22 protein-coding genes are annotated in these 23,499 nt (G+C 64.9%); 14 read left to right on the forward strand and 8 right to left on the reverse strand.

The annotated features are described in order from the left end of the window. The first annotated feature begins 76 nt into the window (after positions 1–76). From HUK72_RS12985 to HUK72_RS13010, 6 genes are all read left to right on the forward strand, one after another. Positions 77–829 carry a SufD family Fe-S cluster assembly protein gene (locus HUK72_RS12985; RefSeq protein WP_176597137.1) on the forward strand — a complete coding sequence of 251 codons (753 nt, stop codon included), beginning with the start codon at positions 77–79 and terminating at the stop codon, positions 827–829. Continuing rightward, complete coding sequence (locus HUK72_RS12990) at positions 826–2,046, forward strand: cysteine desulfurase (RefSeq protein ID WP_176597138.1); 1,221 nt, start codon at positions 826–828, stop codon at positions 2,044–2,046. Before HUK72_RS12985 ends, HUK72_RS12990 begins: the two co-directional genes overlap by 4 nt. Next, positions 2,043–2,492, forward strand: a complete 450-nt coding sequence (locus HUK72_RS12995) for an SUF system Fe-S cluster assembly protein (RefSeq protein ID WP_176597139.1) — start codon at positions 2,043–2,045, stop codon at positions 2,490–2,492. Before HUK72_RS12990 ends, HUK72_RS12995 begins: the two co-directional genes overlap by 4 nt. Before the next feature lie 124 nt (positions 2,493–2,616). After that, positions 2,617–2,979 (forward strand): iron-sulfur cluster assembly accessory protein, encoded by a 363-nt coding sequence (locus tag HUK72_RS13000; protein ID WP_044660406.1) that lies wholly within the window; start codon positions 2,617–2,619, stop codon positions 2,977–2,979. A 45-nt stretch (positions 2,980–3,024) separates the two neighbouring features. Then, positions 3,025–3,822: an SDR family NAD(P)-dependent oxidoreductase gene (locus HUK72_RS13005; RefSeq protein WP_176597140.1), complete on the forward strand. Its 798-nt coding sequence runs from the start codon at positions 3,025–3,027 to the stop codon at positions 3,820–3,822. Positions 3,823–3,912: 90 nt separating this feature from the next. Then, on the forward strand, positions 3,913–4,068 hold the full coding sequence (locus HUK72_RS13010; protein WP_176597141.1) for a hypothetical protein: 156 nt from the start codon (positions 3,913–3,915) through the stop codon (positions 4,066–4,068). Positions 4,069–4,165: 97 nt separating this feature from the next. On the opposite strand, the gene HUK72_RS13015 is transcribed toward HUK72_RS13010, so the two are convergent. Both HUK72_RS13015 and HUK72_RS13020 read right to left on the reverse strand, forming a co-directional pair. Beyond that, positions 4,166–5,056: a DMT family transporter gene (locus HUK72_RS13015; RefSeq protein ID WP_176597142.1), complete on the reverse strand. Its 891-nt coding sequence runs from the start codon at positions 5,054–5,056 to the stop codon at positions 4,166–4,168. Further along, positions 5,053–6,069 carry a low specificity L-threonine aldolase gene (locus tag HUK72_RS13020; protein ID WP_176597143.1) on the reverse strand — a complete coding sequence of 339 codons (1,017 nt, stop codon included), beginning with the start codon at positions 6,067–6,069 and terminating at the stop codon, positions 5,053–5,055. Before HUK72_RS13020 ends, HUK72_RS13015 begins: the two co-directional genes overlap by 4 nt. A 153-nt stretch (positions 6,070–6,222) precedes the next feature. Here HUK72_RS13020 and HUK72_RS13025 point away from each other — a divergent pair, with 153 nt between their 5' ends. Further along, positions 6,223–7,314: a branched-chain amino acid aminotransferase gene (locus tag HUK72_RS13025; protein WP_176597144.1), complete on the forward strand. Its 1,092-nt coding sequence runs from the start codon at positions 6,223–6,225 to the stop codon at positions 7,312–7,314. Positions 7,315–7,477: 163 nt separating this feature from the next. Continuing rightward, on the forward strand, positions 7,478–8,686 hold the full coding sequence (locus HUK72_RS13030) for a UbiH/UbiF/VisC/COQ6 family ubiquinone biosynthesis hydroxylase (protein ID WP_176597145.1): 1,209 nt from the start codon (positions 7,478–7,480) through the stop codon (positions 8,684–8,686). A gap of 362 nt (positions 8,687–9,048) precedes the next feature. Here HUK72_RS13030 and HUK72_RS13035 read toward each other — a convergent pair whose 3' ends face one another. Together HUK72_RS13035 and acs are read right to left on the reverse strand one after the other, a co-directional pair. After that, positions 9,049–9,561 (reverse strand): cytochrome b, encoded by a 513-nt coding sequence (locus HUK72_RS13035; protein ID WP_176597146.1) that lies wholly within the window; start codon positions 9,559–9,561, stop codon positions 9,049–9,051. Between the two features lie 20 nt (positions 9,562–9,581). After that, entirely contained in the window at positions 9,582–11,525 is a 1,944-nt protein-coding gene (acs, locus tag HUK72_RS13040; protein WP_176597147.1) for an acetate--CoA ligase, read from the reverse strand. A 182-nt stretch (positions 11,526–11,707) separates the two neighbouring features. Between acs and HUK72_RS13045 the strand changes: the two genes are divergently transcribed. Continuing rightward, on the forward strand, positions 11,708–12,379 hold the full coding sequence (locus HUK72_RS13045) for a glutathione S-transferase family protein (RefSeq protein WP_176597148.1): 672 nt from the start codon (positions 11,708–11,710) through the stop codon (positions 12,377–12,379). 167 nt (positions 12,380–12,546) lie between these two features. On the opposite strand, the gene HUK72_RS13050 is transcribed toward HUK72_RS13045, so the two are convergent. Both HUK72_RS13050 and HUK72_RS13055 read right to left on the reverse strand, forming a co-directional pair. Continuing rightward, the gene (locus HUK72_RS13050) at positions 12,547–13,710 is read right to left on the reverse strand and encodes a diguanylate cyclase (protein WP_176597149.1); all 1,164 of its coding nucleotides are present in this window, start codon (positions 13,708–13,710) and stop codon (positions 12,547–12,549) included. A 77-nt stretch (positions 13,711–13,787) separates the two neighbouring features. Beyond that, entirely contained in the window at positions 13,788–14,669 is an 882-nt protein-coding gene (locus HUK72_RS13055) for a LysR substrate-binding domain-containing protein (protein ID WP_176597150.1), read from the reverse strand. Between the two features lie 387 nt (positions 14,670–15,056). Here HUK72_RS13055 and HUK72_RS13060 point away from each other — a divergent pair, with 387 nt between their 5' ends. The 3 genes from HUK72_RS13060 (at position 15,057) to HUK72_RS13070 (ending at position 19,693) form a co-directional block, all read left to right on the forward strand. Further along, the gene (locus tag HUK72_RS13060) at positions 15,057–17,312 is read left to right on the forward strand and encodes a CDC48 family AAA ATPase (protein WP_369805992.1); all 2,256 of its coding nucleotides are present in this window, start codon (positions 15,057–15,059) and stop codon (positions 17,310–17,312) included. Between the two features lie 206 nt (positions 17,313–17,518). Next, positions 17,519–18,163: a class I SAM-dependent methyltransferase gene (locus HUK72_RS13065; protein WP_176597152.1), complete on the forward strand. Its 645-nt coding sequence runs from the start codon at positions 17,519–17,521 to the stop codon at positions 18,161–18,163. A 264-nt stretch (positions 18,164–18,427) separates the two neighbouring features. Next, positions 18,428–19,693, forward strand: a complete 1,266-nt coding sequence (locus tag HUK72_RS13070) for a glutamate-5-semialdehyde dehydrogenase (protein ID WP_176597153.1) — start codon at positions 18,428–18,430, stop codon at positions 19,691–19,693. 123 nt (positions 19,694–19,816) lie between these two features. On the opposite strand, the gene kdsA is transcribed toward HUK72_RS13070, so the two are convergent. Then, on the reverse strand, positions 19,817–20,638 hold the full coding sequence (kdsA, locus tag HUK72_RS13075) for a 3-deoxy-8-phosphooctulonate synthase (RefSeq protein WP_176597154.1): 822 nt from the start codon (positions 20,636–20,638) through the stop codon (positions 19,817–19,819). Positions 20,639–20,643: 5 nt separating this feature from the next. Next, the gene (locus HUK72_RS13080) at positions 20,644–20,937 is read right to left on the reverse strand and encodes a hypothetical protein (RefSeq protein ID WP_176597155.1); all 294 of its coding nucleotides are present in this window, start codon (positions 20,935–20,937) and stop codon (positions 20,644–20,646) included. Between the two features lie 22 nt (positions 20,938–20,959). Between HUK72_RS13080 and HUK72_RS13085 the strand changes: the two genes are divergently transcribed. Both HUK72_RS13085 and HUK72_RS13090 read left to right on the forward strand, forming a co-directional pair. Next, positions 20,960–22,087, forward strand: a complete 1,128-nt coding sequence (locus tag HUK72_RS13085; protein ID WP_176597156.1) for a hypothetical protein — start codon at positions 20,960–20,962, stop codon at positions 22,085–22,087. Continuing rightward, positions 22,084–23,454 (forward strand): cytochrome P450, encoded by a 1,371-nt coding sequence (locus HUK72_RS13090; protein ID WP_176597157.1) that lies wholly within the window; start codon positions 22,084–22,086, stop codon positions 23,452–23,454. The genes HUK72_RS13085 and HUK72_RS13090 overlap by 4 nt, the downstream gene beginning before the upstream one ends. Positions 23,455–23,499: the final 45 nt, after the last annotated feature.

Consider the following 23,499-nt stretch of genomic DNA (forward strand, 5'->3'; position numbering starts at 1 on the left):
GCAATAGCCAACGGCCTTATTTTTCTTCGAAGAAAGGACTGGGCTTCGGCAGCCTCAGCCCGAACGGGTCTATCGAATGAACACTCTCACCCTTCCCACGCGCAAGGCCGAAGAATGGCGCTACAGCGATCTCGACGCGCTGGCCGCCATCTGGCCCACGCCTGCGCCGGTGCGCATCGATGTCGCCGCCGGGGAAACGGCGCGCCATCATCTGTTGCAGGACGCGGCCGACGGCGCGGCAGCGGTGCATGACTATGCGATCAGCATCGCGGACGGGGCGCGCTGCGACTTCCATGTCCTCAATATCGGCGGGAAATTCGGTCGCGTGACCTTCACCGTCACCTTGGGCAAGGGCAGCCATTTCGAACTGAACGGCGCGATCATCGGCGGCGGCGATCAGGTGCTGGAGATCGTCACCGCCGTCACCCATGCCGAGCCGGACTCGACCAGCGGCCAGACGATCCGCTCCATCCTGGGTCAGCGAGCGACCGGCAGCTATCTGGGCAGCATCAACGTCGCCCGCGACGCGCAGCGCACCGATGCCTTCCAGTCGGTCAAGGCGATGCTGCTCGACCGCACCGCCACGGCCAATGCCAAGCCGGAGCTGGAAATCTACGCCGACGATGTGAAATGCGCTCATGGCGCGACCGTGGGCGAACTGGACAGGCAGGCGCTGTTCTACATGGCCAGCCGCGGCATGGACCCGGCGACGGCCAAGACGCTGCTGCTGAAGGCCTTCGTCGCGGGCGTGTTCGACGATGTGGCTGATGAAGCGGTGAAGGACGGCCTTGAAGCCGCCGCCCTCGCCAAGCTGGAGGCACTGGTATGAACGACCTCGCCCAAGCGCTGCGGCTGCGCGACGACTTCCCCGGCCTTTTGAATAGTGAGGGGGGCAACTGGCATTATCTCGACAGCGCCGCCACCGCGCAGAAGCCCCATGCGGTGATCGACGCCATCGCCCGCGCCTATGGGCCGGATTACGCCACCGTCCATCGCGGCGTCTATGAGCGTTCCGCCAATATGACGCTCGCCTATGAAGCGGCGCGGCGGAAGGTCGCCAGCTTCATCGGCGCGCAGTCGGACAGCGAGATCGTCTATGTTCGCGGCGCGACCGAGGGCATCAATCTGGTCGCGCAAAGCTGGGCAGGGACGCAGCTCAAAGCCGGCGACCGCATCCTGCTCTCGATGCTGGAACATCACAGCAATATCGTCCCCTGGCAGATCGTGGCCGAGAAAGTCGGCGCGCAGATCGACGTGGTGCCGCTGACGGCGGACGGCAAGATCGACCTCGACGCCATGGCCGCGATGATCACCCCGGCGCACAAAATGGTTGCGCTGGCCCATGTGTCGAACGTGCTGGGCAGCGTGCTCGACGTCCGCCGCGCCGCCGACATCGCGCACAGCGTCGGCGCGAAAATCCTGATCGATGGCTGTCAGGCCGTGCCGCGCCTCGCCGTCGACGTGCAGGCGCTGGACTGCGACTTCTACGTCTTTTCCGCGCATAAGCTTTACGGCCCGACCGGCATTGGCGCGCTCTGGGGCCGCAAGGAACTGCTGGACGCCATGCCGCCCTATCAGGGGGGCGGGTCGATGATCGACAAGGTGACCTTCGAAAAAACCACCTATGCCCCCGCGCCCACGCGTTTCGAGGCAGGCACGCCGCATATCACCGGCGTCGTCGGCCTGTCGGCGGCGATCGACTATGTGCAGGCCATCGGGCTCGACGCGATCCACGCCCATGAATGCGCTTTGGTCGGCAAAGCGCGGGCGGCGCTGGAAAGCCTTAACAGCGTTCGCGTCTTCGGGCCGCAGGACAGCGCGGGAATCCTCTCTTTCGAGGTCGAGGGGGTTCATCCGCACGATGTCGGCACCATATTGGACGAAACGGGCGTGGCCATCAGGGCGGGGCATCATTGCGCGCAGCCGCTGATGCGCCACCTGCGCGTCGAGGCGACCGCGCGGGCCAGCTTCGGCATCTATAGCGACGAGGGCGACGTGGACGCGCTGGTCAAAGGCATTGAACGAGTGAGGAAAATCTTCGGATGACCGAGGAACGCAAGATTTTGGTGGAAGAGGTCGCGGCGGTGGAGACCCCGCCCAAGGCGCGCGTGGAAGAACCGCGCCAGCGCGACTATCTGGACGGTTTCCTGAACGCCAAGCCGACGGAAACGCCGAAGGGCGAGCCGGGCGGTAGCCTCTATGACGCGATCATCGATGCGCTCAAGGAAATCTACGACCCGGAAATTCCGGTCAATATCTACGATCTGGGCCTCGTCTACGGTGTGGACGTGACCGACGATGGCCATGCCGTCGTCACCATGACGTTGACCACGCCGCATTGCCCGGTGGCTGAATCCATGCCCGGCGAAGTCGAACTGCGCGTCGGCGCGGTGCCGGGCGTGGGCGACGCGCAGGTGAACCTCGTCTGGGACCCGCCATGGGATCCGCAGAAAATGTCGGACGAGGCGAAGCTCGAACTGGGGATGTTGTAAACAAATCAAAGCCCCTCCCCTCAAGGGGAGGGGTTGGGGTGGGGGCAAGCCTTCAGGTGCAGCGCCTGGGGCGATCCCCCAACCCCGTCCTCTCCCCTGAAGGGGAGGGGGGAAAGAGGAAAAGATGACCGAAACGACGACCAAGACCCGTGCCCGCCCCGCCGCCGTCATCCTGACGCCGAGCGCCGAGCAGCGCATCGCGGACCTGATGAGCCAAGCCCCTGAAGGCACGATCGGCGTCAAGCTCTCGACCCCGCGCCGGGGCTGTTCGGGCCTTGCCTATTCGGTCGACTATGTCAGCGAAGAGGCGAAGTTCGACGAGAAGATCGAGACCCCCGGCGGTGCCTTCTACATCGATGGCGCCTCGGTGCTCTATCTGGTCGGGTCGACGATGGACTGGGTGGAGGATGATTTCACCGCCGGTTTCGTCTTCAACAACCCCAATGCCAAGGGGAGCTGCGGCTGCGGCGAGAGCTTCACGGTCTAGAACTGCCCTACTCCTGCGAAGGCAGGAGTATGGAGGGAGGGAACGATGCCCCATATGCTGATCCTGGGGCTGGGCTACACCGCTTCCCGCCTCGCCTCCCGCCTGCGCGCGGAGGGCTGGCACATCACCGGCGTCCGCCGCACCGCCGACGCCGAAGCGCTCGCCTTCGATAACGAAAGCGCCGTCCGTGCCGCCATTGCACAGGCGAGCCACATCCTCTCCTCCGTCCCGCCCGAGGGCGAAGCCGATCCCGTCCTGACCCGCTACGGCGCCGCCATTGCCGCCGCCCCCGCCATCTGGACCGGCTATCTCTCCTCCACCGGGGTTTATGGCGATGCGGCAGGCGCCTGGGTCGATGAATCCAGCCCGATCCGCCTGGGCCGCCGCGCTGCGCGGGCGCAGGCCGACGCGGATTGGGGCGAACTGCGGCCGGACATGCGCCGATTCCGCCTGCCAGGTATCTATGGCCCTGGCCGTTCCGCGCTGGACCGGGTGCGGGAAGGGCGGGCGCATCGCATCGACCTGCCCTATCAGGTGTTCAGCCGCGCCCATGTCGACGACATCGTTGCCGGCATCGTCGCGTCGATTCATCAGGGACCGGCGGGCATCTACAATCTTTCGGACGACCTGCCCTGCGCGCAGAACCGTCTGATCGAGGAAGCCTGCGCCCTTCTTGGCCGACCCGTCCCGCCGCTGTTGACGCTGGAGGAAGCCCAGCTCTCCCCCATGGCCCAGTCCTTCTACGCCGAAAACCGCCGGGTCGCGAACGGGCGGGCCAAGCGGTTGCTGGGCTGGTCCCCCCTTTATCCCACCTATCGCGAAGGCCTGCCCGCCTGCCTGTGACTCGGCCAGCCGCAAAGCCCGATCATCGCTAACACCTTCTTAACCATCCCTGCCCGATGGCTGTCCTGTCAGCTTTCGGGGACTAAAGAGATGGACCGCTTCGATCACGCCTTCACCGCTCTGGGCCAGCGCATCAACAACCTGTCCCTGCCCGAACGCGCCGCATCCGCGCCAGTCCCGCTCGCCAGCCTGATCGACCGGGTGAACGCGGCCAAGCGGCTCTATCAGCCCGGCGTCCGCCGTTAAGCCTGCCTTGTACGGATAGATACCGTGCTCCTGCGAAGGCAGGAGCCCAGTTCAGAGGGCGGGACTGGGCTCCTGCCTTCGCAGGAGCACGTTGCGCCTAAGCCTCCTTTGTCCGCAGCGCCACGACCATCCCCGCAATCGCCAGCAAGGCCCCCGCACCCGCCAGCCCCGTCCAGCGATAGCCCTCGGCCAGCGTCGAAATCAGCATCGCGATCACCGGGATCAGCACGCTGCTATAGGCGGCGCGCCCCGCGCCCATCCTTTGGATCAGCCGGAAATAAAGCGGGAAGGTCACGACCGATCCGGCCAGCCCCAGCCAGGCGATCCCCGCCAGATAGCTCCACCGCGCCTCGATCACCGGCGGTCCGGTCGTAACCCAGGCGAACAGCGCATCCACCCCCGCGCCGATCAGCATCGCCCAGGCCAGCACCGCCACCATCGGTAGCCGCCGGGCGATTTCCATCCCCTGCATGACATTGGCGGCGGACGCGCTCAGCAGCCCAGCGATCGAGAAAGCCGCACCCAGCAACACCATGTCGGGCCTGACGCTCGCGCCACGATATTCATGCACCAGCATCAGCGCGATCCCCGCCACCGCCACCACGGAGCCCGCGACGAAAGCCCGGCTCACCGGCTGGCGGAAGAAGAGGTAGGCGAGGATGCTGTTGGGGATCAGCAGCATCGCATAGACCACCGCCACCACGCCGGATGTCAGAAAATGCTCGGCGCGATAGACGAAGTTGAAGTTCATCACGAACTGCGCCACGCCCAGCAGGCCCGCAAAGACCAGTCCCCTGCCGCCGATGTTGAGCGGGACGCCGCGCAGCCGGGCGAAGATCGCCATCGCCACCCCCGCCAGCAGGAAGCGGTAGCAGACCGACCAGCTTGCCGGCACGCTGCCCAACTGGTCGCGGATGACGATCCAGGTCGAACTCCAGATCAGCGTGACGAGGATGAAGGGCAAGGCGACGCCCTTGCCCTCGCTCATTCCTTCAATGCCCTCAGCGCGTCGGCCAGAGGCTGCACGCTGGCGGCATCCTGCGACCAGTTGGTGACGAGCCGCGCCGCATCCGCGCCCCAATCGTAGAAATCGAAGCCCTGCGCCCGCAACTGCGCCCTCTCCGCCTCGGTCAGCCGCACGAACAGCTCATTGGCCTCGACCGGATGCATGAGTCGTCCCGCCGCGCCCTCTGCCAGCGCCTGCGCCGCCGCATTGGCCGCCCGCGCATTGCGCAGCCAGAGGTCGCCCTCAACCATCGCCAACGCCTGCGCCGCCAGATAGCGGCCCTTGGAGAAGAGATGCCCGGCCCGCTTGCGCCAACGGGCCGCTTCCGCCGCCCGCGCCTGCGCCTGGCCCCCGAAAAAGACCAGAGCTTCCCCGATCATCCCGCCATTTTTGACGCAGCCGAAGGAGAGTATGTCGACGCCCGCCCGCCAGGTCACATCGCCCGGATGGCAGCCCAGATGCGCCACCGCATTGGCGAAGCGCGCCCCGTCCATATGGAAACCCAGCCCATGTTCCCGCGCCAGATCGCCCAGCGCCGCCACCTCCTCGGGACTATAGGCCAGCCCATATTCGGTCGCCTGGGTAATGCTGATCGCTCGTGCCGGCACCTGATGCACGTCGGGACGGATCGCCTTCAGCCGCTCGGTCACGGTCTCGGGCGACAGTTTCGCGCCCTCGCCGGGCAGCGCCATCAGGGTCGCGCCATGGGTGTAGAAGCCGGGCGCGCCGCATTCGTCGACAACGATATGCGCCTCCTCATGGCAGATCACGCCGCCATAGGGCGGGCAGAGGCAGGCCAGCGCGATGCTGTTCGCCGCCGTGCCCGTCGCGATCCACAGCGCCACCGCCTCCGTTCCGAACAGGTCGGAAAAGGCGCCGTTCAGCCGAGCGCTCCAGCCATCGCCGTCATAGCCATGGTCGGCGCGGTCGGCCGCCGCGATGGCCGCCATTACCTCCGGACAGACCGGCGTCGCATTGTCGGAAAAAAAGTGCATGGCGCAGCGATAGCCGCGCCGCGTTCCAGCGCCAAGATGCCACCCTGATCGGATCGGCTATGGGCAGTCATATGGGACAGTAATATTGACCGATTGTTTCGCGCCGCCATCTGTGACATAGGCGGCCCGTCCAACCCAAAGGAGTTTTTCGTCATGGACGTCCAGCAGACATCGCGCTTCACCGTCACCCGCAGCAGCAAGGCTGTGTCGGCTGATCAGCGCGCGGTATTGCTGGCGGACCCCGGCTTCGGAAAGCTTTTCACCGATCATATGGTGACGATTCGCTATACCGAGGGGCAGGGCTGGCACAGCCACGCCATCGGTCCCCGCGAACCGTTCCAGCTCGATCCTGCCTGCGCGGTGCTGCATTATGCGCAGGAAATCTTCGAAGGGATGAAGGCCTATCGCCTGGAAGACGGCAGCATCGCCATGTTCCGGCCGGGGGAAAATGCCCGCCGCTTCGCTGAGTCGGCCGAGCGCATGGCCATGCCCGTCCTGCCCGAAGACCTCTTCCTGGAAGCGGTCGAGGAGTTGGTGAAGATCGACGCCGACTGGATTCCGGGCGGCGAGGGCAGCCTGTACCTGCGCCCCTTCATGTTCGCGAGCGAGACCTTCCTGGGCGTGCGCCCGGCGAACGAATATATTTTCTGCGTCATCGCCTCGCCGGCCGGCGCCTATTTCAAGGGCGGGAAGAAGGCGGTCACGCTCTGGGTGTCGGAACATTTCACCCGCGCGGCGCGTGGCGGTACCGGCGCAGCCAAATGCGGCGGCAACTATGCCGCCTCGCTGGTGGCGCAGAAGGAAGCGATTCAGCATGGCTGCGACCAGGTCGTCTTCCTCGACGCCGCGGAGAATAAGTGGGTCGAGGAATTGGGCGGCATGAACGTCTTCTTTGTGATGGATGACGGATCGATCGTCACCCCGCCGCTTTCCGGCACGATCCTGCCGGGCATCACCCGCAACAGCATCATTTCGCTCGCCCGTGCCAAGGGGCATGAAGTGCGCGAGGAATTGTACAGCTTCGCCCAATGGCGCGCCGACGCCGCCAGCGGCAAGCTGCGCGAGGCCTTCGCCTGCGGCACGGCGGCGGTCGTGACCGCGATCGGCACGGTGAAGAGCGTCGATGGCGACTTCACCATCGGCAATGGCGACGGCGGCATCGTCACCGAAGCGCTGCGCGCCGACCTCACCGGCATCCAGCGCGGCACGGTGGCCGATCCGGCGAATTGGGTACGCAAGCTCTGAGGCAAAACGCAGTGCTCCTGCGAAGGCAGGAGCCCAGTTCCGACGTTTCAACTGGGCTCTCATGAGCCACTTGTCTCATGCGAGTGCCTACGCAGGAGCACGGTGTATCCTGGACCCATTGCCACCCTTCCCAATCCCCTCATGAGCGCCTAGAACCGCCCTCATGCAACGCTTCGACGTCGTCATTCTGGGCGGTGGCCTTGTCGGCCTGACCCTTGGCATCGCGCTTTCCGGTCATGGCGTGCGCTGCGCCGTGATCGATCCGGCCAATCCTGTGGAGACGACCGCCGCCGGTTTCGACGGCCGCGTCTCGGCCATCAGCTCGACCAGCCATGCCATGCTCTCGGCCATAGGCGTGACCGAGCATCTGGAAGGCAAGGGCTGCCCGATCGATCGCATCTGGGTGAGCGATGGGCTGGAGCCGGGTGCGCTCGACTTTGCGCCGGATGCGGATGACGGCGTGATGGGGATCATGTTCCCCAATCGCGACTTGCGCGTCGCCTTGGCGCAGACGGCGGAAAAGGCGGAAAATCTCACCCGCTTCCAGCCCGATCGGGCGCTGCATGTCGAGCGCAATGCCGACGGCGTGACGCTGACCCTTGCGAGCGGCGAGACCATCCACGGTGCGCTGCTGGTCGCGGCGGAGGGCCGCAACAGCCCGACCCGCGAGGCTGCGGGCATCCGCACCACGCGCTGGAATTACAAGCATGTCGCGATGGTGACGGCCATCGACCATGCAATGCCGCACGCCAATACGGCCTATGAGATATTCTATCCCGGCGGCCCTTTCGCGCTGCTGCCGATGCTGCCGGGCACCCGTTCGGCCATCGTCTGGACCGTGCCGACGGAGCAGGCTCCGGCGATGCTCAAACTGTCTGAACGCGCCTGGCTGGCGGAGGCGCAGAAGCGCATGGGCGGTTTCCTGGGCGAGATCGCGCTGGCCGGGCCGCGCTCCAGCTATCCGCTCGGTTTCCACCATGCAGCGCGGATCACCGACACGCGGCTGGCGCTGGTGGGCGACAGCGCCCATGCGATCCATCCGATTGCGGGGCAGGGGCTCAATCTCGGCTTCCGCGATGTCGCGGCGCTGGTGGAGGTGTTGGTGGAGGGCATGCGGCTTGGCCTCGATCCGGGCGATGCGCAGTTGCTGGCGCGCTATCAGCGCTGGCGCGGGTTGGACGCGATGATGACCAGCGTGGCGATGGACGGGCTGGTCCGGCTGTTTGATGTGCCGGGGCGCATTCCTTCGCTCGTCCGCCGCGCAGGGCTGGCGGCGGTGCAGCGCACGTCTCTGCTCAAGAACCGCTTCATGGCGGAGGCGCGGGGGCAATCCGGCGCGCTGCCGCGCTTGCTGACGGGCGAGATGGTGTAGCTATTAGGTTGTTTTTGGCCAATTGCGGTCATTCTTAGCCATTAAGCGTACCGTGCTCCTGCGAAGGCAGGAGCCTAGAGCCAATCGACATTCAGATGATGACGAGCCGAGCCGAAGGCCACCGAAGGTAAAACGGTGGTTTTCCGTGACCCGGAGCACAGCGTACTCAAAGTACGTGAGCACCGGAAGCACGGAAAAGCGTCATTTGCAGGCCGTCAGGGCTGAATGTCGATTGGCTCTAGTTCAGACGGTGCATTGATCAACCGAGGGCGGGACCGTGCTCCTGCCTTCGCAGGAGCACGGTGCGCCCGAAGGGGAGGGCAGCACCCAGACCGTCCGCAATCCACCCCTCCATACACCGATCAAATCATCCGCCGCAGCACGCCATCCTTCAGGATGAAATGATGCCGCAACGCCGCCAGCACATGCACGACGATCAGCGCGGCCCAGACGAAGCCCAGAACCTCATGCGCCTCCCCTGAAATCCCGACGATTGCATCGCCCTTCGACACCGCGAATTTGGGCACGTCGAACAGGAAGAACCAGTTCAGCGGCCTATCGCCAGCGGAAGACATGATCCATCCCGTCAGCGGCACGAGCAGCATGAACGCATAGAAGGCGAAATGCGTGGCATGCGCCGCACCCTTTTCCCAGGCCGGCATTGCGGCGGGCAGGGGCGGCGTCTCGCGGGTGAAGCGCCACAGGATGCGCGCGACCGTCAGAGCCAGCACGGTTAGCCCGATCGACTTGTGGACGGGCATCACCTTCCAGTCCTTTGGCAGCGCGTCATGCGCAAAGCCCAGGAAGAGGTTGAAGATGATGAGGATCGCTAGGATCCAGTGCAGCGCGCGGGCGACGTTACTGTAGCGATCCATCAAATACTCCTGCTTGGTTCCTACCCCTGACGATTGGCGACCAGATTATCCACCACCGACGGATCGGCAAGTGTACTTGTGTCCCCCAGCGCCTGGGCCGACACCTCCCCCTCCGCGATCTTGCGCAGGATGCGACGCATGATCTTGCCGGAACGGGTCTTGGGCAGGCCAGGCGCGAACTGGATGACGTCGGGCGTCGCGATCGGCCCGATCTCGGTCCGCACCCAGGCCACCAGCGCCTTGCGCAGCGCGTCGGTCGCTTCCTCGCCGCTGTTCAGCGTCACATAGGCATAGATCCCCTGCCCCTTGATGTCGTGCGGGAAGCCGACCACTGCCGCTTCGGCCACCGCTTCATGCAGCACCAGCGCGCTTTCGACCTCGGCTGTGCCCATGCGGTGGCCCGACACGTTGATCACGTCATCGACGCGCCCGGTGATCCAATAATAGCCGTCCGCATCCCGCCGCGCCCCGTCGCCGGTCGTATATTTGCCGGGGAAGGTGGTGAAATAGGTCTGGAAGAAGCGCTCATGATCGCCCCAGACAGTGCGCATCTGCCCCGGCCAGCTCTGCGCGATGACCAGATTGCCTTCGGCCGCGCCGTCCAGCACATGGCCCTCCGCATCGACGATCTGCGGCACGACGCCGGGCATCGGCAGCGTGGCGGAACCGGGCTTGAGGTCCGTCGCGCCCGGCATCGGCGCGATCATCGCTCCGCCCGTCTCGGTCTGCCACCAGGTATCGATGATCGGGCAGCGATCCTCGCCCACGACATGATGATACCAGCGCCAGGCTTCGGGATTGATCGGCTCGCCCACCGTGCCCAGCAGGCGCAGCGACTGGCGGCTGGTCGAGTGGACGAACTCGTCCCCCTCCTTCATCAGCGCGCGCAGCGCCGTGGGGGCGGTGAAGATGGTCTGCACCTGATGCCGGTCGACCACTTCCCAGATGCGGCTGGGCGTCGGGTAATTGGGCACGCCCTCATACATCAGCGTCGTCGCCCCGTTCGCCAGCGGGCCGTAGACGATATAGCTGTGCCCCGTGACCCAGCCGATGTCCGCCGCGCACCAATAGATGTCGCCGGGCCGGTAGTCGAAACACAGTTCATGCGTCAGGCTGGCCCAGAGCAGATAGCCGCCGGTGCTGTGCAGCACGCCCTTGGGCTTCCCCGTCGAACCCGATGTGTAGAGGATGAACAGCGGATTCTCCGCCTGCATCGGCTCGGGCGCGCAATCCGCCGACGCCTTGGCCGCCTCCTCATGCAGCCACAGGTCGCGGCCTTCCTCCATGGCGATAGCCCCGCCGGTCGCCTGGACGACGATGACCTTGCGGACGCTGGTGCACAGCTTCAGCGCGGCATCGACATTGGCCTTGAGCGGCACTTGTCTGCCTGCGCGGCGGCCTTCGTCGGCGGTGATCACCAAAGTCGAATCGCAATCGACGATCCGCCCCGCCAGCGCCTCGGGCGAAAAGCCGCCAAAGACCACGGAATGGATCGCCCCGATCCGCGCGCAGGCGAGCAGGGCGAAGGCGGCCTCCGGAATCATCGGCATGTAGACGGTGATGCGGTCGCCCTTCTTCGCGCCCGCGCCCTTCAGCACATTGGCGAAGCGGCAAACCTCTTCATGCACCTGGGCATAGGTGTAGCGGCGCGGCTCGGCGTCCGGCGCGTCGGGTTCCCAGATGATCGCGGTCTGGTCGCCGCGTTCGGCCAGATGCCGGTCGATGCAGTTGGCGCTGACGTTCAGCACGCCATCGGCAAACCATTTCACCCCGAAATCGGCCTCGTGGAAGCTGCTTTCATTGGTTTTCGTCGGAAAATTCTCCCAGTCGAGCCGCCTCGCCTGTTCCAGCCAATAGGCGTCGGCATCCTGGATCGAGCGCTGATAATCCGCCGCGCGCCCATCCCGGTCGAACAGGGCAGATGCCGCCCATTCCGCGGGAACCGGGAAAAAATCGTCAGACATGCGGCATCCTTTCCTCTACGAAACTCTCGCTTCCCGGCCGTCCTAAAGCCAAGCGGCGGCGACCGGAAGACGGGATCATTCTTCCCGCGCCAAAGTTTCCACCATTATCGGCCGGGAATTAAGCAGGATCATGCCATTTGCCGCTTTTCGCATGCGCCCGCTGGGCCTAACAGGAGGGGAATATGTGGCAACTTTTCCAATTTCCGCTCTGCCCCTTCTCCCGCAAGGTTCGTCTGCTGCTCGGTGAGAAGGGCGTGGGCTATGACCTGGTGCGCGAATCGCCCTGGGACGCGCGGGACGAATTTCTCGACCTCAACCCCGCCGGCACGACGCCGGTGATGGTGGATGAGGAAAAGGGCATCACCCTGATCGACAGCCAGGCGATCTGCGAATATTTCGAGGAGACGGTGGAGAAATTCCCGCTGATCTCCGGCACGGCGGCGGGTCGGGCGGAGGTGCGGCGGCTGACTGCCTTCTTCGACCAGAATTTCTATGGCGACGTCGTCGGCCCGCTGCTGCACGAGCGGATGAAGAAGCGCCTGATCGAGCGCGCCCCGCCTGACGCCCGCGTGCTGCGCGAGGCGATGAAGCGGGCCAATGTCCATATGGACTATATGGATTATCTGCTCGATCACCGGAGCTGGATGGCGGGTCCGACGCTCAGCCTGGCGGACATCGCGGCCGCGGCGCATCTGTCGGTGGCCGATTATCTGGGCGGCATCGACTGGGCGGGGCATGAAACGGTGAAGCGCTGGTATGCGGGTTTCAAGTCGCGCCCGTCCTTCCGCCCGTTGCTTTCCGAGCGGATGGAGGTGATCACCCCGCCGCCCCATTATGAAAAGCCCGATTTTTGAAGCGATTATTCCCCTCCCGCAAGCGGGAGGGGGCAGGGGTGGGCGCGAGCGTAGCGAGCTTCAAGCCTAGCCAGTGGAAAACCGACGTTAATGTCGCGCCAGCCCACCCCCGGCCCTTCAAACGAGTCACGTGCCTCGTTTGAACGCTTGCGGGAGGGGGGTGAGGGTCAATCCAGCTCCGCCGCCAGATATACCCGGTTGCGGCCATGCTCCTTGGCCAGATACAGCGCCCGGTCCGCCGCCTTGAGCGCGGCGCGGGGGTCTTCATAGGCCAGCACATTGGCGACCCCGGCGGAAAAGCTCACCCGCTCCATCCGCTCGCCATTGGCGCGGTTGACCAGGCTCCGCGTCGACAGGTCCTGCCGCACGCTGTCGACCGCCTCGCAAGCCTCGGCCGCCGTCTTGCCGCGGAACAGCATGACGAATTCTTCCCCACCATGGCGCGCCACATGGCATTGATCGTTGCTTGCCTTGGACAGCAGCCCGGCGACAAATTTCAGCACCCGGTCGCCAGTATCATGGCCATGGGCATCGTTGATCAGCTTGAAATGGTCGATGTCGCAAAAGGCCACGGCCAGCGATTGACCCTGATCCTGCGCCAGTTTCAGCTCCTCGCGCAGCACCCCTTCAAAGGCGCGGCGATTGGGCAGGCCGGTCAGATGGTCATGCTCGGCGGCGCGGCGCGCGCTTTCCAGATTGGATTTCAGAAGCTGGGTCTGCTTCTGATTGTCGCGAAGCTGGCTTTCGACCTGCCGGGTCTTTTCCACCATCGACCGGGTCAGCGCCACCAGGCGCGTCAGCACCGGCTGATTATCGGAACCGGCGGACAGGCCCTTCACCTCTTCCTGCAACGCCGCGCCATAATCCTTGGCCGAATTGCGCGATTCGGTCATCAGCCCGGTGAATTGCGACAGATTCTCCTCGACCTTGTCGAGCATGGAAGCCAGCGCTTCGGGCGTGACTTCATCGTTGCGCTGTTCGGCGGCGACATTCTCGATCCAGCCATTGGTGATCTTGCCGCGCTCGGTCAGCACGGCCTTCACGGCCTTTTCGACGCCGATATGCGATCCGGTCAGATAATCATGGGCGACGCCGAAATTGAGCGGCGTCAGGTCCAGATCATGGGCGAAGAGGAAATCCCCAATATCCTCGTACAGCTTGCGCCGCCGGGTGATTTCCCGGTTGGCCGCGCTGCCCGCCCGGGCGCGTTGCTGCTGCTCCGGTTCGTCCATGTCCTCGTCATCGGCCTTGCCCGAAAGGCCGCGAGCCCAGCGGGCCAGGCGGTCGGTCAGACCATGTTGCGCGTTTGCGGAAGATGATGCCCCAGTCATGCCTGCTATAACGGCGGCGGCTAAACAAGGTTAAGGATGCGCCAAGCGAAAAGCGGCAAGGCGTTGATAGGCCTATATTATATATCCGCGCCGATCAGCCAGTCGCGGAAGATGCGCACCGCCCGCGTCTGCAGCGCGCGCGGGCGGCAGACGAAATAATAGCGATAGGGGCTCTCGACCCGGTTCTCCGGAAACAGCCTGACCAGACGCGGGTCCTGCGCTTCATTATAGTGGCTGGCATGCATCACGGCGACGCCCAGCCCCTGGGCGGCGGCCTCCAGCATCAACTGACCGGAATCATAATTGTCGATCGCCAGCGGTTGCAGGTCGGGCAGGTCGACCGCCTCCTTCCACGCCTCGAACGCCAGCGCCATGTCGCGGTGCAGCAGCACCGTATGATTGGCCAGCTCCTGCGGAGAGGTCAGCGCGTTCGGCGCCTCCAGCAGCGACTTGCGACCGATCAGATAGACCTCGTCATGGTCCAGTTCATGGGCATAGAGCGCCGGATCGATGTCCTTCGCCAGCACGATCGCGGCGTCCAGCCCTTCGCCCAGCCGCGCCACGGCATAGGGGGTGGTTTCGATGTCGATATGCAGTTGCGGATGCCGCTGTCGCAGGGCGCCCAGATGGGGAAAGAGCCGTTGCGTCGCGAACAGCGGCATGACCGCCAGCCGCAGCCGCAACTGGTTGCCGCCGCTCTGGATATTCTCCAGCGCCTGGCTCAGCGAATCCAGCGCCGGGGCGATGTCGTCCAGCAGCCTTTGCCCGTCGGCGTTGATTTCCAGCGCCTGATGCTTGCGGTCGAACAGGGGCCGGCCGATGAACCGCTCCAGCGCCTGCACCCGGCGGCTGAGCGCCGGAGTCGACAGGGCAAGCTCCTCCGCCGCCGCCTTGACCGATCCAAGGCGGGCAACCTGAACAAAGGCCTCCAGGGCCGTAAGAGGCGGCAATCTACGCATAAACCGTCATGTTCATCCGGCCAATCCGCTGCGACGCGTCATTGCTTCTTCTCAAGCGGCGCGCAAACCGGCTCCCAAGCATCCTCATTCCAAAGTGAGGGCCACTGAGCAGGAAAAAAGGGCGGTTGGCAAGATGCAAAAATTGCAACTCCTCGATTCTTTTCGCACTTGCGAAAATACATCCCGCACTGCACATAGGAAAGGCCTTTCAGGCATCCTCTCCTATAAACTTTCCGGGCTGGCCTTCGGGCTGGCCCTTTTTTTATTCGTTTCGGGCTTCTCCATGGCCCCTTTCCCTTGGCCGCGACGTTCCCTATCTCGTTACGCAGCGACAAGAACGGGGAAGCCGACGTGGCCGAAGAAGAAACCGCAGGACGCAGGATACAGGTGGCCAACGCCCGGCCGGAAGATGCGGGGCGCGGCCTTGCGCGGCTGCCGCTGGCGGTGATGGCCGAACTTCATCTGACCGAAGGCGATGTGATCGAGATCGCCGGCAAGCGCTCCACCCCCGCGCGGGTGGTGCGGCCCTATAAGGAGGATGAGGGGCTTGACGTCCTGCGCCTTGACGGGCTTCAGCGCGCCAATGCCGGGGTCGGATCGGGCGACTTCGTCCTGATCAGCAAGGTCGAACCACGCCCCGCCCAGCGCGTCGTCTTCGCGCCTGCACAAAATAATTTGCGGTTGCAGGGCAATCCCGAAGCGTTGAAGCGGGTCTTCTTCCAGCGGCCGCTTGCCTCCGGCGACATCGTCGCCACGGCGGGACAGCAACAGGTGCCGCCCGGCGACATGCCGCCCCAATTGCGCCAGATGCTGGCCGCGCCCGCCTACGCCCTGCAGGAAATCCGGTTGGTGGTGGTGTCCACCGTGCCGAAGGGCTTCGTGATGCTCGACGCCGACACCGAAGTCGAACTGCGCGCCGAATATGAGGAGCCGCGCGAATCCCGCCGCGCCGACGTCACCTATGACGATGTCGGCGGCATGGCGGAGGCGATCGACCAGTTGCGCGAGATGGTGGAACTGCCGCTGCGCTATCCCGAACTGTTCGAGCGGCTGGGGGTCGATCCGCCCAAGGGCGTGCTGCTCCACGGCCCGCCGGGAACCGGCAAGACCCGGCTCGCCCGCGCCGTCGCCAATGAATCGGAAGCGGAATTCTTCCTGATCAACGGCCCGGAGATCATGGGTTCGGCCTATGGCGAGTCGGAAAAGCAGCTCCGCGAGATATTCGAGGCCGCCGCCAAGGCTGTGCCGTCGATTCTCTTCATCGACGAGATCGATTCGATCGCGCCCAAGCGGGGCAATGTGACCGGCGAGACGGAAAAGCGTCTCGTCGCGCAATTGCTGACGCTGATGGACGGGCTGGAGCCGCGCACCAACCTGGTCGTCATCGCCGCGACCAACCGGCCCGAGGCGATTGACGAGGCGCTGCGCCGTCCCGGCCGGTTCGACCGAGAAATCATCGTCGGCGTTCCGGACGAGCGCGGGCGGCGGGAAATATTGGGCATCCACACCCGCGGCATGCCGTTGGGCGACAAGGTCGACCTCAGCGAACTCGCCCGCATGACCTATGGCTTTGTCGGCGCTGACCTCGCCGCGCTGACCCGCGAGGCGGCGATCGAGACGGTGCGCCGTTTCATGCCGCGCCTCAATCTGGAGGAAGGGACGATACCGCCCGACGTGTTGGAGGAGCTATCCGTCACGCGGGAGGATTTCATGGCCGCGATCAAGCGCGTCCAGCCCTCCGCCATGCGCGAGGTGATGGTGCAGGCGCCGAACATCGGCTGGGCCGACATTGGCGGGCTGGACGATGCGCAGATGCGCCTCAAGGAGGGGGTGGAACTGCCGCTCAAGGATCCTGACGCTTTCCGCCGCATCGGCATCCGACCGGCCAAGGGTTTCCTGCTCTACGGCCCGCCCGGCACCGGCAAGACCCTGCTGGCCAAGGCGGTGGCGCGGGAAGCGCAGGCCAATTTCATTGCCACCAAATCCTCCGACCTGCTGAGCAAATGGTATGGGGAGAGTGAACAGCAGATCGCCCGCCTCTTCGCCCGCGCCAGGCAGGTGGCGCCGACGGTCATCTTCATCGACGAGCTGGACAGTTTGGTCCCCGCGCGCGGCGGGGGACTGGGCGAACCGCAGGTGACGGAGCGGGTGGTGAACACCATCCTGGCCGAAATGGACGGGCTGGAGGAGCTGCAATCGGTCGTCGTCATCGGCGCGACCAACCGGCCGACGCTGATCGATCCGGCGCTGCTGCGGCCGGGGCGGTTCGATGAGTTGATCTATGTCCCCGTGCCCGATCAGGCCGGGCGCAAGCGCATCCTGTCCATCCACACGGGCAAGATGCCGCTGGCCGCGGATGTCGATCTGGATGTGCTGGCGGAGCGCACCGAGCGCTTCACCGGGGCCGATCTGGAGGATCTGGTCCGCCGCGCAGGCCTGATCGCGCTGCGTCAGTCGCTCTCGGTGGACAAGGTGACGCAGGCCCATTTCGAGGCGGCGCTGGAGGATACCCGCGCCTCCGTCACGCCCGAAATGGAGCGCGAATATGAGCAGATCCAGGCGACGCTCAAGCAAAGCGTGATGCAGATCGATCCCATCGGCTTCGTCTCGCCCGGCATGTTGCGGGCGCGCGTCAAGGAATGACCTGATCGTCCATAGATATATTGCCCATAGCTACAACCTGTTCCTGCGCAGGCAGGAACCCAGTCCAAACGTCGGAACTGGGTTCCTGCCTGCGCAGGAACACATGCCGTTTAACTCCATCGATTTCACCCTTCCACCGCGAAGGCGCTTGCATGCCGCCGGGATTTTTGCGAGTCGGTCAGGTCAAGGCAGACAGGCGAGAATGAATGGCCTCCATTCCTTTGAAGAAGAAAAATCGGGTCCTTCCTGGAAAACGCTCCTCCACCTTCCTGGGTCAATGGAGCATGTTCCTCCGGCAGTTCATCAAGCATCCGGGCATGATCGGGTCGATCATCCCGTCCTCCCAGATGCTGGTCGACAGCATGCTGGAGGGCGTGGACTGGCAGCGGACCCGGCTGTTCGTGGAATATGGACCGGGCGTCGGCACCTTCACGCGCCCCATTCTGGACCGGCTGCACCCGGACGCGACCCTGCTCGCTATCGACCTCAATCTCGATTTCGTCGCCTATCTGGAGGCGGAGATCGCTGATCCCCGGCTGCGCATCGTCCACGGCTCCGCCGCCGATGTCCGACGCTTCATCAAGGAAGCGGGCTATGCGCAGGCGGACTATATCTTGTCCGGCATCCCCTTCTCGACTTTGCCGGACGGCGTGGGCGAGGCGATCTGCGCCGAAACCCAGTCGGTCTTGAAGGATGGCGGGGCTTTCCTGGTCTATCAATATTCCGGCTATATGCGCCGGCTGCTCTCGCCCCTGTTCGATGCCATTCAGGAACGGGTGGAATGGCGCAACATCCCACCCTGCCGGATGTTCACGGCGATGAAGCGGGAAATGCTGGCCCAGGCGGCCTGACCGTTTCGCTTTGCCATTGAATTCGCGGCATTTTGAGCGAATTTTTTTACCTTTCCGGCACGGCCATACCCAATTCAGGGTATGCGCTGGCCGGGCCGGATCGTTAGGCGTGCGGAATAGGCAGTTCCTTCTGCCTGCTGGCAGCCGGGCCATTTTGCGACCCATGGCCCGGTTGTCGGCATAGACCCTGCCGCATCCGCAACGATGGTTTCGCTTTGGCGCGCTTCATGATAAGCCCCGGCGCGAAACACGGCGAGATAGTTCATGAACGACCTGACCCAGACTCCCGAAATGCTGATCGCGACCATGGGCGCGCGCGCCCGCGCGGCGGCGGCGCAGCTTTCTGCCGCCAGCGACGCGCAGAAGATCGACGCGCTGCGCCGCGCCGCGCAGGCGCTGCGGGATCAGGCGCCGCAGATCATCGCCGCCAATGCCCGCGACATGGAAAATGCCGCCGCCAACGGCCTTTCCCCCGCCATGCTCGACCGGTTGAAGCTGGACGAGGATCGCGTCCTTGCGACGGCGGCGGGCGTGGACCAGGTGGCGACCCTCATCAATCCGCTGGGCAGCGTGATCGACAAGCAAGTCCGCCCCAACGGCATGGAGCTGAGCCGCGTCCGCGTGCCGCTGGGCGTGATCGGCATCATCTATGAAAGCCGCCCCAATGTGACCGCCGATGCCGCCGCGCTCTGCCTGCGCGCCGGCAACGCCGTGATCCTGCGCGGCGGCAGCGAGGCAAAGGAAAGCAACCGCGCCATCCATGCCGCCATGGCTGAGGGCATCGCCGCCGCCGGCCTACCCGCCGACGCGGTGCAACTGGTTCCCACCACGGACCGCGCCGCCGTGGGCGCGCTGCTGAAAGCCGCGGAGTTCATCGACCTCATCGTCCCCCGTGGCGGCAAGAGCCTGGTCGCCCGCGTGCAGGAAGAGGCGCGCGTGCCCGTCCTCGCCCATCTCGACGGCATCAACCACAGCTATGTCGACGGCGCGGCCGATCCGGACATGGCGCAAAAGCTGGTGGTGAACGCCAAGATGCGCCGCACCGGCATTTGCGGCGCGACCGAGACGGTGCTGATCGACAAGGCCTATCCTGAGGCGCCCGCCATCGTGAAGGCGCTGCTCGACGCCAAGTGCGAAGTGCGCGGCGACGAAGCGGTGCAGGCGATGGACAGCCGCGTGATCGCCGCGTCGGATGAGGATTGGGATACGGAATATCTCGACGCCATCGTCTCTGTGCGGATCGTGGACGGGCTGGACGAAGCGCTCGCCCATATCGCCGCCCATGCCAGCCACCATACCGACGCCATCATCACCGAGGATGCGGAAAAGGCCGAGCGCTTCCTGAACGCGGTCGACAGCGCTATCGTGATGTGGAACGCCTCCACCCAGTTCGCGGACGGCGGCGAATTCGGGCTGGGCGCGGAAATTGGCATTTCCACCGGCCGCCTTCACGCAAGAGGCCCGGTCGCGCTGGAAGGCCTGACGACCTATAAATGGCTGGTGCGCGGAACGGGGCAGACCCGGCCGTAACTCCGCCAATCTCTCCCCCCGTTCACCCTGAGCTTGTCGAAGGGCAAGGCTGAGCGAAGTCGAAGCCTTCGCTGCGCTCAGGCAAGGCCTTCGACTTCGCTCAGCCCGAACGGGTAGGGGCGCTTACCCCTTCACCACCCCATCGATCGCCTTCAGTTTCTCCAGCATCGGCCCGACCCACTCCACCGGCAGCATCACCGGCCCGTCCGAGGGCGCATTATCCGGGGCATCATGCGCCTCCGCAAACACCGCCGCGACCCCCGCCGCCACCGCGCTCCGCGCCAATAGCGGCGCAAATTCACGCTGCCCGCCCGAAGCCGACCCCAATCCGCCCGGCTGCTGCACCGAATGGGTGGCATCGAACACCACCGGATAGCCGGTCTCCGCCATCACCGGCAGCGCGCGCATGTCGCTGACCAGCGTGTTATAGCCGAAACTCGCCCCGCGCTCCGTCAGCAAAATCCGCTCATTTCCGGTCGACGCGACCTTCTGCGCCACCGCCGCCATGTCCCAGGGCGCCAGGAACTGCCCCTTCTTCACATTGACGACCGCGCCGGTCCGCCCCGCCGCCAGCAGCAGATCGGTCTGGCGGCACAGAAAGGCGGGAATCTGCAAAATATCCACGACCTCAGCCGCTGCCCCAACCTGCCCGGCCTCATGCACGTCGGTCAGCACCGGACAGCCGAAAGCCGCTTTCACCTCCGCCAAGATCGCCAGCCCCGCATCGATTCCGACGCCCCGCTGCCCCGACACCGAGGTCCGGTTCGCCTTGTCGAAGGAGGATTTGAAGATGAACGGCACGCCCACCTTCGCCGCGATACCGGACAGCTTCTCCGCCATCATCATCGCATGATCGCGGCTCTCGATCTGGCAGGGACCGGAAATGAGGACAAAGGGCAGGTCGTTGCCGATCGTGACCGGCCCTACGGAAACATGTTTGTTCATGCCGCTCACTTCGGCGCTTTGACGAAGCGGCGCAAGAGCTGCCCCCGCCAAAGCCCCTTGCCCGGATGATAATTCCAGCAAAACCAGCCGAAGACGAGGCAGGCCAGCAAGGAGGGCAGCGCCATCGGATCGCCTTCCCCCTTCATATGCCTGTAGAAAGCGAAGTCCGCCCGCCACCGGTCCCGCTCGCTGCCGCCGCCATTGATGCCATAGGCATTGTCATGGCGCCTGCAACCGATGTTTCGGTTGTATTTGCGGTGGTCTATGAAATAGCAGTAGTCGCGTTCGGGTGTCGTCATGGCCCGATGTGGAACAGGGGCCATGGAAAAGTTCAAGCGTAAACTCTTCTATCTCGGCGGATTCGACCCGCGCGGGGTGCGTTTCTACCACCAGATGTACCGCGAGCAGGCGGAAACCTACACGCGCCTCTCCGGCGAGCAGGTGGAGGTCAGCGCCCGCCGCTCCGGCCCCGCCTCCTCCGCCTGCTGGACCGTCACCAACCACGGTGCCGGGGTCGAGACCGATTATGAGTTCCTCCGCTGGGAGGATCTGGTCGGCAAGGTCTGGATTCGCAATCCGCTGCTGCTGGCATGGCGCTCCATCGCCACCTACAGCGCCCATGCCCGCCACATGCAGTTCTTGCGTATGCGCAAATTGCGGCAAGGGCCGGTCATCACCATCCTCTATCCGCCGCTGCTGGGAGTGCTGATCCCGCTCGCCTTGGCGCTGATCCCCACGCTGCTGCTGTCGTTGCTGCTGCCCTTCTGGGTCGCCGCTCCGATCGGCATCGCCATCAGCGCGCTTCTCTCCGGCCGTCTGCTCAACAAGCTGATCGTGCCCTGGCTGCTGCGCTTCATGCATTATAACCACAGCGTCGCCGCCGAAGGCCCCGGCGCGGAGATGGACGCCCGCCTCGACCAGTTCGCCGCCCGCATCGTCGAGGAAATGGACGGCTCCCATGACGAGGTGATCTTCGCCTCTCACAGCAACGGCACCATCTATGCGATGAGCGTCCTGCGCCGCATCCTGGAATTGCGCGGCGACCGGCCCCTGCCCGACAATTTCACCGTCCTGACGCTGGGGCAGGTCGTCCCCGTTATCGCGCTGCGCAAGGACGCTCGCTGGTATCATGCCGACCTGAAAGCCCTGGACGACAAGCTCTTCCGCCTGGTCGACTTCTCCGCGCCCCCGGACGGCGCGGCCTATTATGACGTGCACCCGATCCACCTTGTCTCGGACCGATGCGCCGCCCGCGTCGACCTGCTCTCCCCGCGCTTCCACCTCTTCTACGAACCGGGAAATTACCATGGCGGCTGGTCCAACAAATATGAGGCGCATTTCGACTATCTGCGCGTGGGCGACCGCCTGTCGCCGGTCGATTATGTCAGCCTCACCGCTGGCCGCCGCACCATCGACGAAGCGATAGCCGCATTCAGGACGATCCCGTGACGCCGCCCTTCACCCCGCCCTATCCCGAACCGCCCCGCACCAAGCGCGGCCTGATGAAGCGCTTCCTGCGCGGCTGGCATAGCTGGATTCATGTGCTGTTCGAGAAAAGCTATACGATGAAGCTGGGTGAGATCCGCATGCCCGGCCAGACCATGTATATCGCCAACGAACTGCCGCTGGTGGACCAGATATTGCGCGGCGGCACGGCCTACCCCAAGCATCGCGAACTGGTCCGCAATCTTTCCCCGCTGATCGGCAATAGCGTCTTCTCCGCCAATGGCGAGGATTGGGAAAGCCAGCGCGCCATGGTGAACCCGGCTTTCGCGCATACGGCCCTCCACCGCTCCATGCCGCTGATGGTGGCGGCCGCCGACGATCTGCTCGCCCGGCTGGACGCGACGGACAAAGCCAAGCCGGTCGACATCGACCCGATGATGACCCATGTCGCGGCCGACATCATCTTCCGCACGCTCTTTTCCGAAGCTTTGGACGAGCGCCGCTCCAACATCATCCACACCGCCTTCGGCAAGTTCCAGCGCCTCGCCCATAGCGCGTCGATGCTGCGCCTCTACGGCGCGCCCGCCCGCTGGTTCGAGAAACGCTCGCTGACCCCGGCAAAGGCGATCCATGACGTCTTCCGCCCCATCGTCGAGGCGCGCTACGAGGGTTTCCACCAGCGCGGGGAGGCGCCGCACAAGGACATCCTCCAGTCGCTGATCGAGGCGAAGCACCCGGAAACCGGCGAGCCCTTCACGCTTCAACAGGTGATGGATCAGGTCTCCACCGTCTTCCTTGCCGGTCATGAGACTTCCGCCAGCACCATGACCTGGGCGCTCTACATGCTGGCGGAATGCGGTCATATCCAGACCGCCGCCCGGGCGGAGGTGACGCAAATCGCCGGAAATGCTCCGCTCGCCGCCGCGATGCTCAAGGATATGGGCACGATCCGCAATATCTTCCGTGAGACGTTGCGCCTCTATCCGCCGGTCGCCTTCTTCCCCCGCGAAGTGACCTGCCCGATGCCGATGCGCGACAAGCAGTTGGAGGAAGGCGCTATGCTGGTCGTCGCCCCCTGGCTCACCCAGCGCAACAAGGACAACTGGTCCTGCCCCCACAGTTTCGACCCGGCGCGCTTCGATGACCCCGCCAATGCGGAGATGGTGAAGCAGGCCTGGTTCCCCTTCGGCCGAGGCCCCCGCGTCTGCGTCGGCGCAGGCTTCGCCCAGCAGGAGGTGATGACGGTGATCGCCAGCGTGCTTCGCCGCTATCGTCTATCGGTGCCGGAAGGGTTCAAGCCCGAGCCGATTAGCCGCCTGACGATCCGGCCGAGGACGGGGATGAAGCTGATGTTCGAGGCGGTGGGCTGAAGGGGTGGCGGGCGACATGAATTTCGCCTTGGTTGAACCGTGCTC

This window comes from Sphingobium sp. 15-1, from assembly GCF_013375535.1.
Taxonomy (GTDB): domain Bacteria; phylum Pseudomonadota; class Alphaproteobacteria; order Sphingomonadales; family Sphingomonadaceae; genus Sphingobium; species Sphingobium aromaticivastans.

Coding starts and splice junctions, on each gene's coding strand:
- HUK72_RS13055 (WP_176597150.1), bottom strand. CDS start 14,669: ATGCGTAGATTGCCGCCTCTTACGGCCCTGGAGGCCTTTGTTCAGGTT.
- HUK72_RS13015 (WP_176597142.1), bottom strand. CDS start 5,056: ATGAGCGAGGGCAAGGGCGTCGCCTTGCCCTTCATCCTCGTCACGCTG.
- HUK72_RS12995 (WP_176597139.1), top strand. CDS start 2,043: ATGACCGAGGAACGCAAGATTTTGGTGGAAGAGGTCGCGGCGGTGGAG.
- HUK72_RS13025 (WP_176597144.1), top strand. CDS start 6,223: ATGGACGTCCAGCAGACATCGCGCTTCACCGTCACCCGCAGCAGCAAG.
- acs (WP_176597147.1), bottom strand. CDS start 11,525: ATGTCTGACGATTTTTTCCCGGTTCCCGCGGAATGGGCGGCATCTGCC.
- HUK72_RS13085 (WP_176597156.1), top strand. CDS start 20,960: ATGGAAAAGTTCAAGCGTAAACTCTTCTATCTCGGCGGATTCGACCCG.
- HUK72_RS13070 (WP_176597153.1), top strand. CDS start 18,428: ATGAACGACCTGACCCAGACTCCCGAAATGCTGATCGCGACCATGGGC.
- HUK72_RS12985 (WP_176597137.1), top strand. CDS start 77: ATGAACACTCTCACCCTTCCCACGCGCAAGGCCGAAGAATGGCGCTAC.
- HUK72_RS13035 (WP_176597146.1), bottom strand. CDS start 9,561: ATGGATCGCTACAGTAACGTCGCCCGCGCGCTGCACTGGATCCTAGCG.
- HUK72_RS12990 (WP_176597138.1), top strand. CDS start 826: ATGAACGACCTCGCCCAAGCGCTGCGGCTGCGCGACGACTTCCCCGGC.
- HUK72_RS13065 (WP_176597152.1), top strand. CDS start 17,519: ATGGCCTCCATTCCTTTGAAGAAGAAAAATCGGGTCCTTCCTGGAAAA.
- HUK72_RS13050 (WP_176597149.1), bottom strand. CDS start 13,710: ATGACTGGGGCATCATCTTCCGCAAACGCGCAACATGGTCTGACCGAC.
- HUK72_RS13005 (WP_176597140.1), top strand. CDS start 3,025: ATGCCCCATATGCTGATCCTGGGGCTGGGCTACACCGCTTCCCGCCTC.
- HUK72_RS13000 (WP_044660406.1), top strand. CDS start 2,617: ATGACCGAAACGACGACCAAGACCCGTGCCCGCCCCGCCGCCGTCATC.
- HUK72_RS13080 (WP_176597155.1), bottom strand. CDS start 20,937: ATGACGACACCCGAACGCGACTACTGCTATTTCATAGACCACCGCAAA.
- kdsA (WP_176597154.1), bottom strand. CDS start 20,638: ATGAACAAACATGTTTCCGTAGGGCCGGTCACGATCGGCAACGACCTG.
- HUK72_RS13020 (WP_176597143.1), bottom strand. CDS start 6,069: ATGCACTTTTTTTCCGACAATGCGACGCCGGTCTGTCCGGAGGTAATG.
- HUK72_RS13030 (WP_176597145.1), top strand. CDS start 7,478: ATGCAACGCTTCGACGTCGTCATTCTGGGCGGTGGCCTTGTCGGCCTG.
- HUK72_RS13010 (WP_176597141.1), top strand. CDS start 3,913: ATGGACCGCTTCGATCACGCCTTCACCGCTCTGGGCCAGCGCATCAAC.
- HUK72_RS13045 (WP_176597148.1), top strand. CDS start 11,708: ATGTGGCAACTTTTCCAATTTCCGCTCTGCCCCTTCTCCCGCAAGGTT.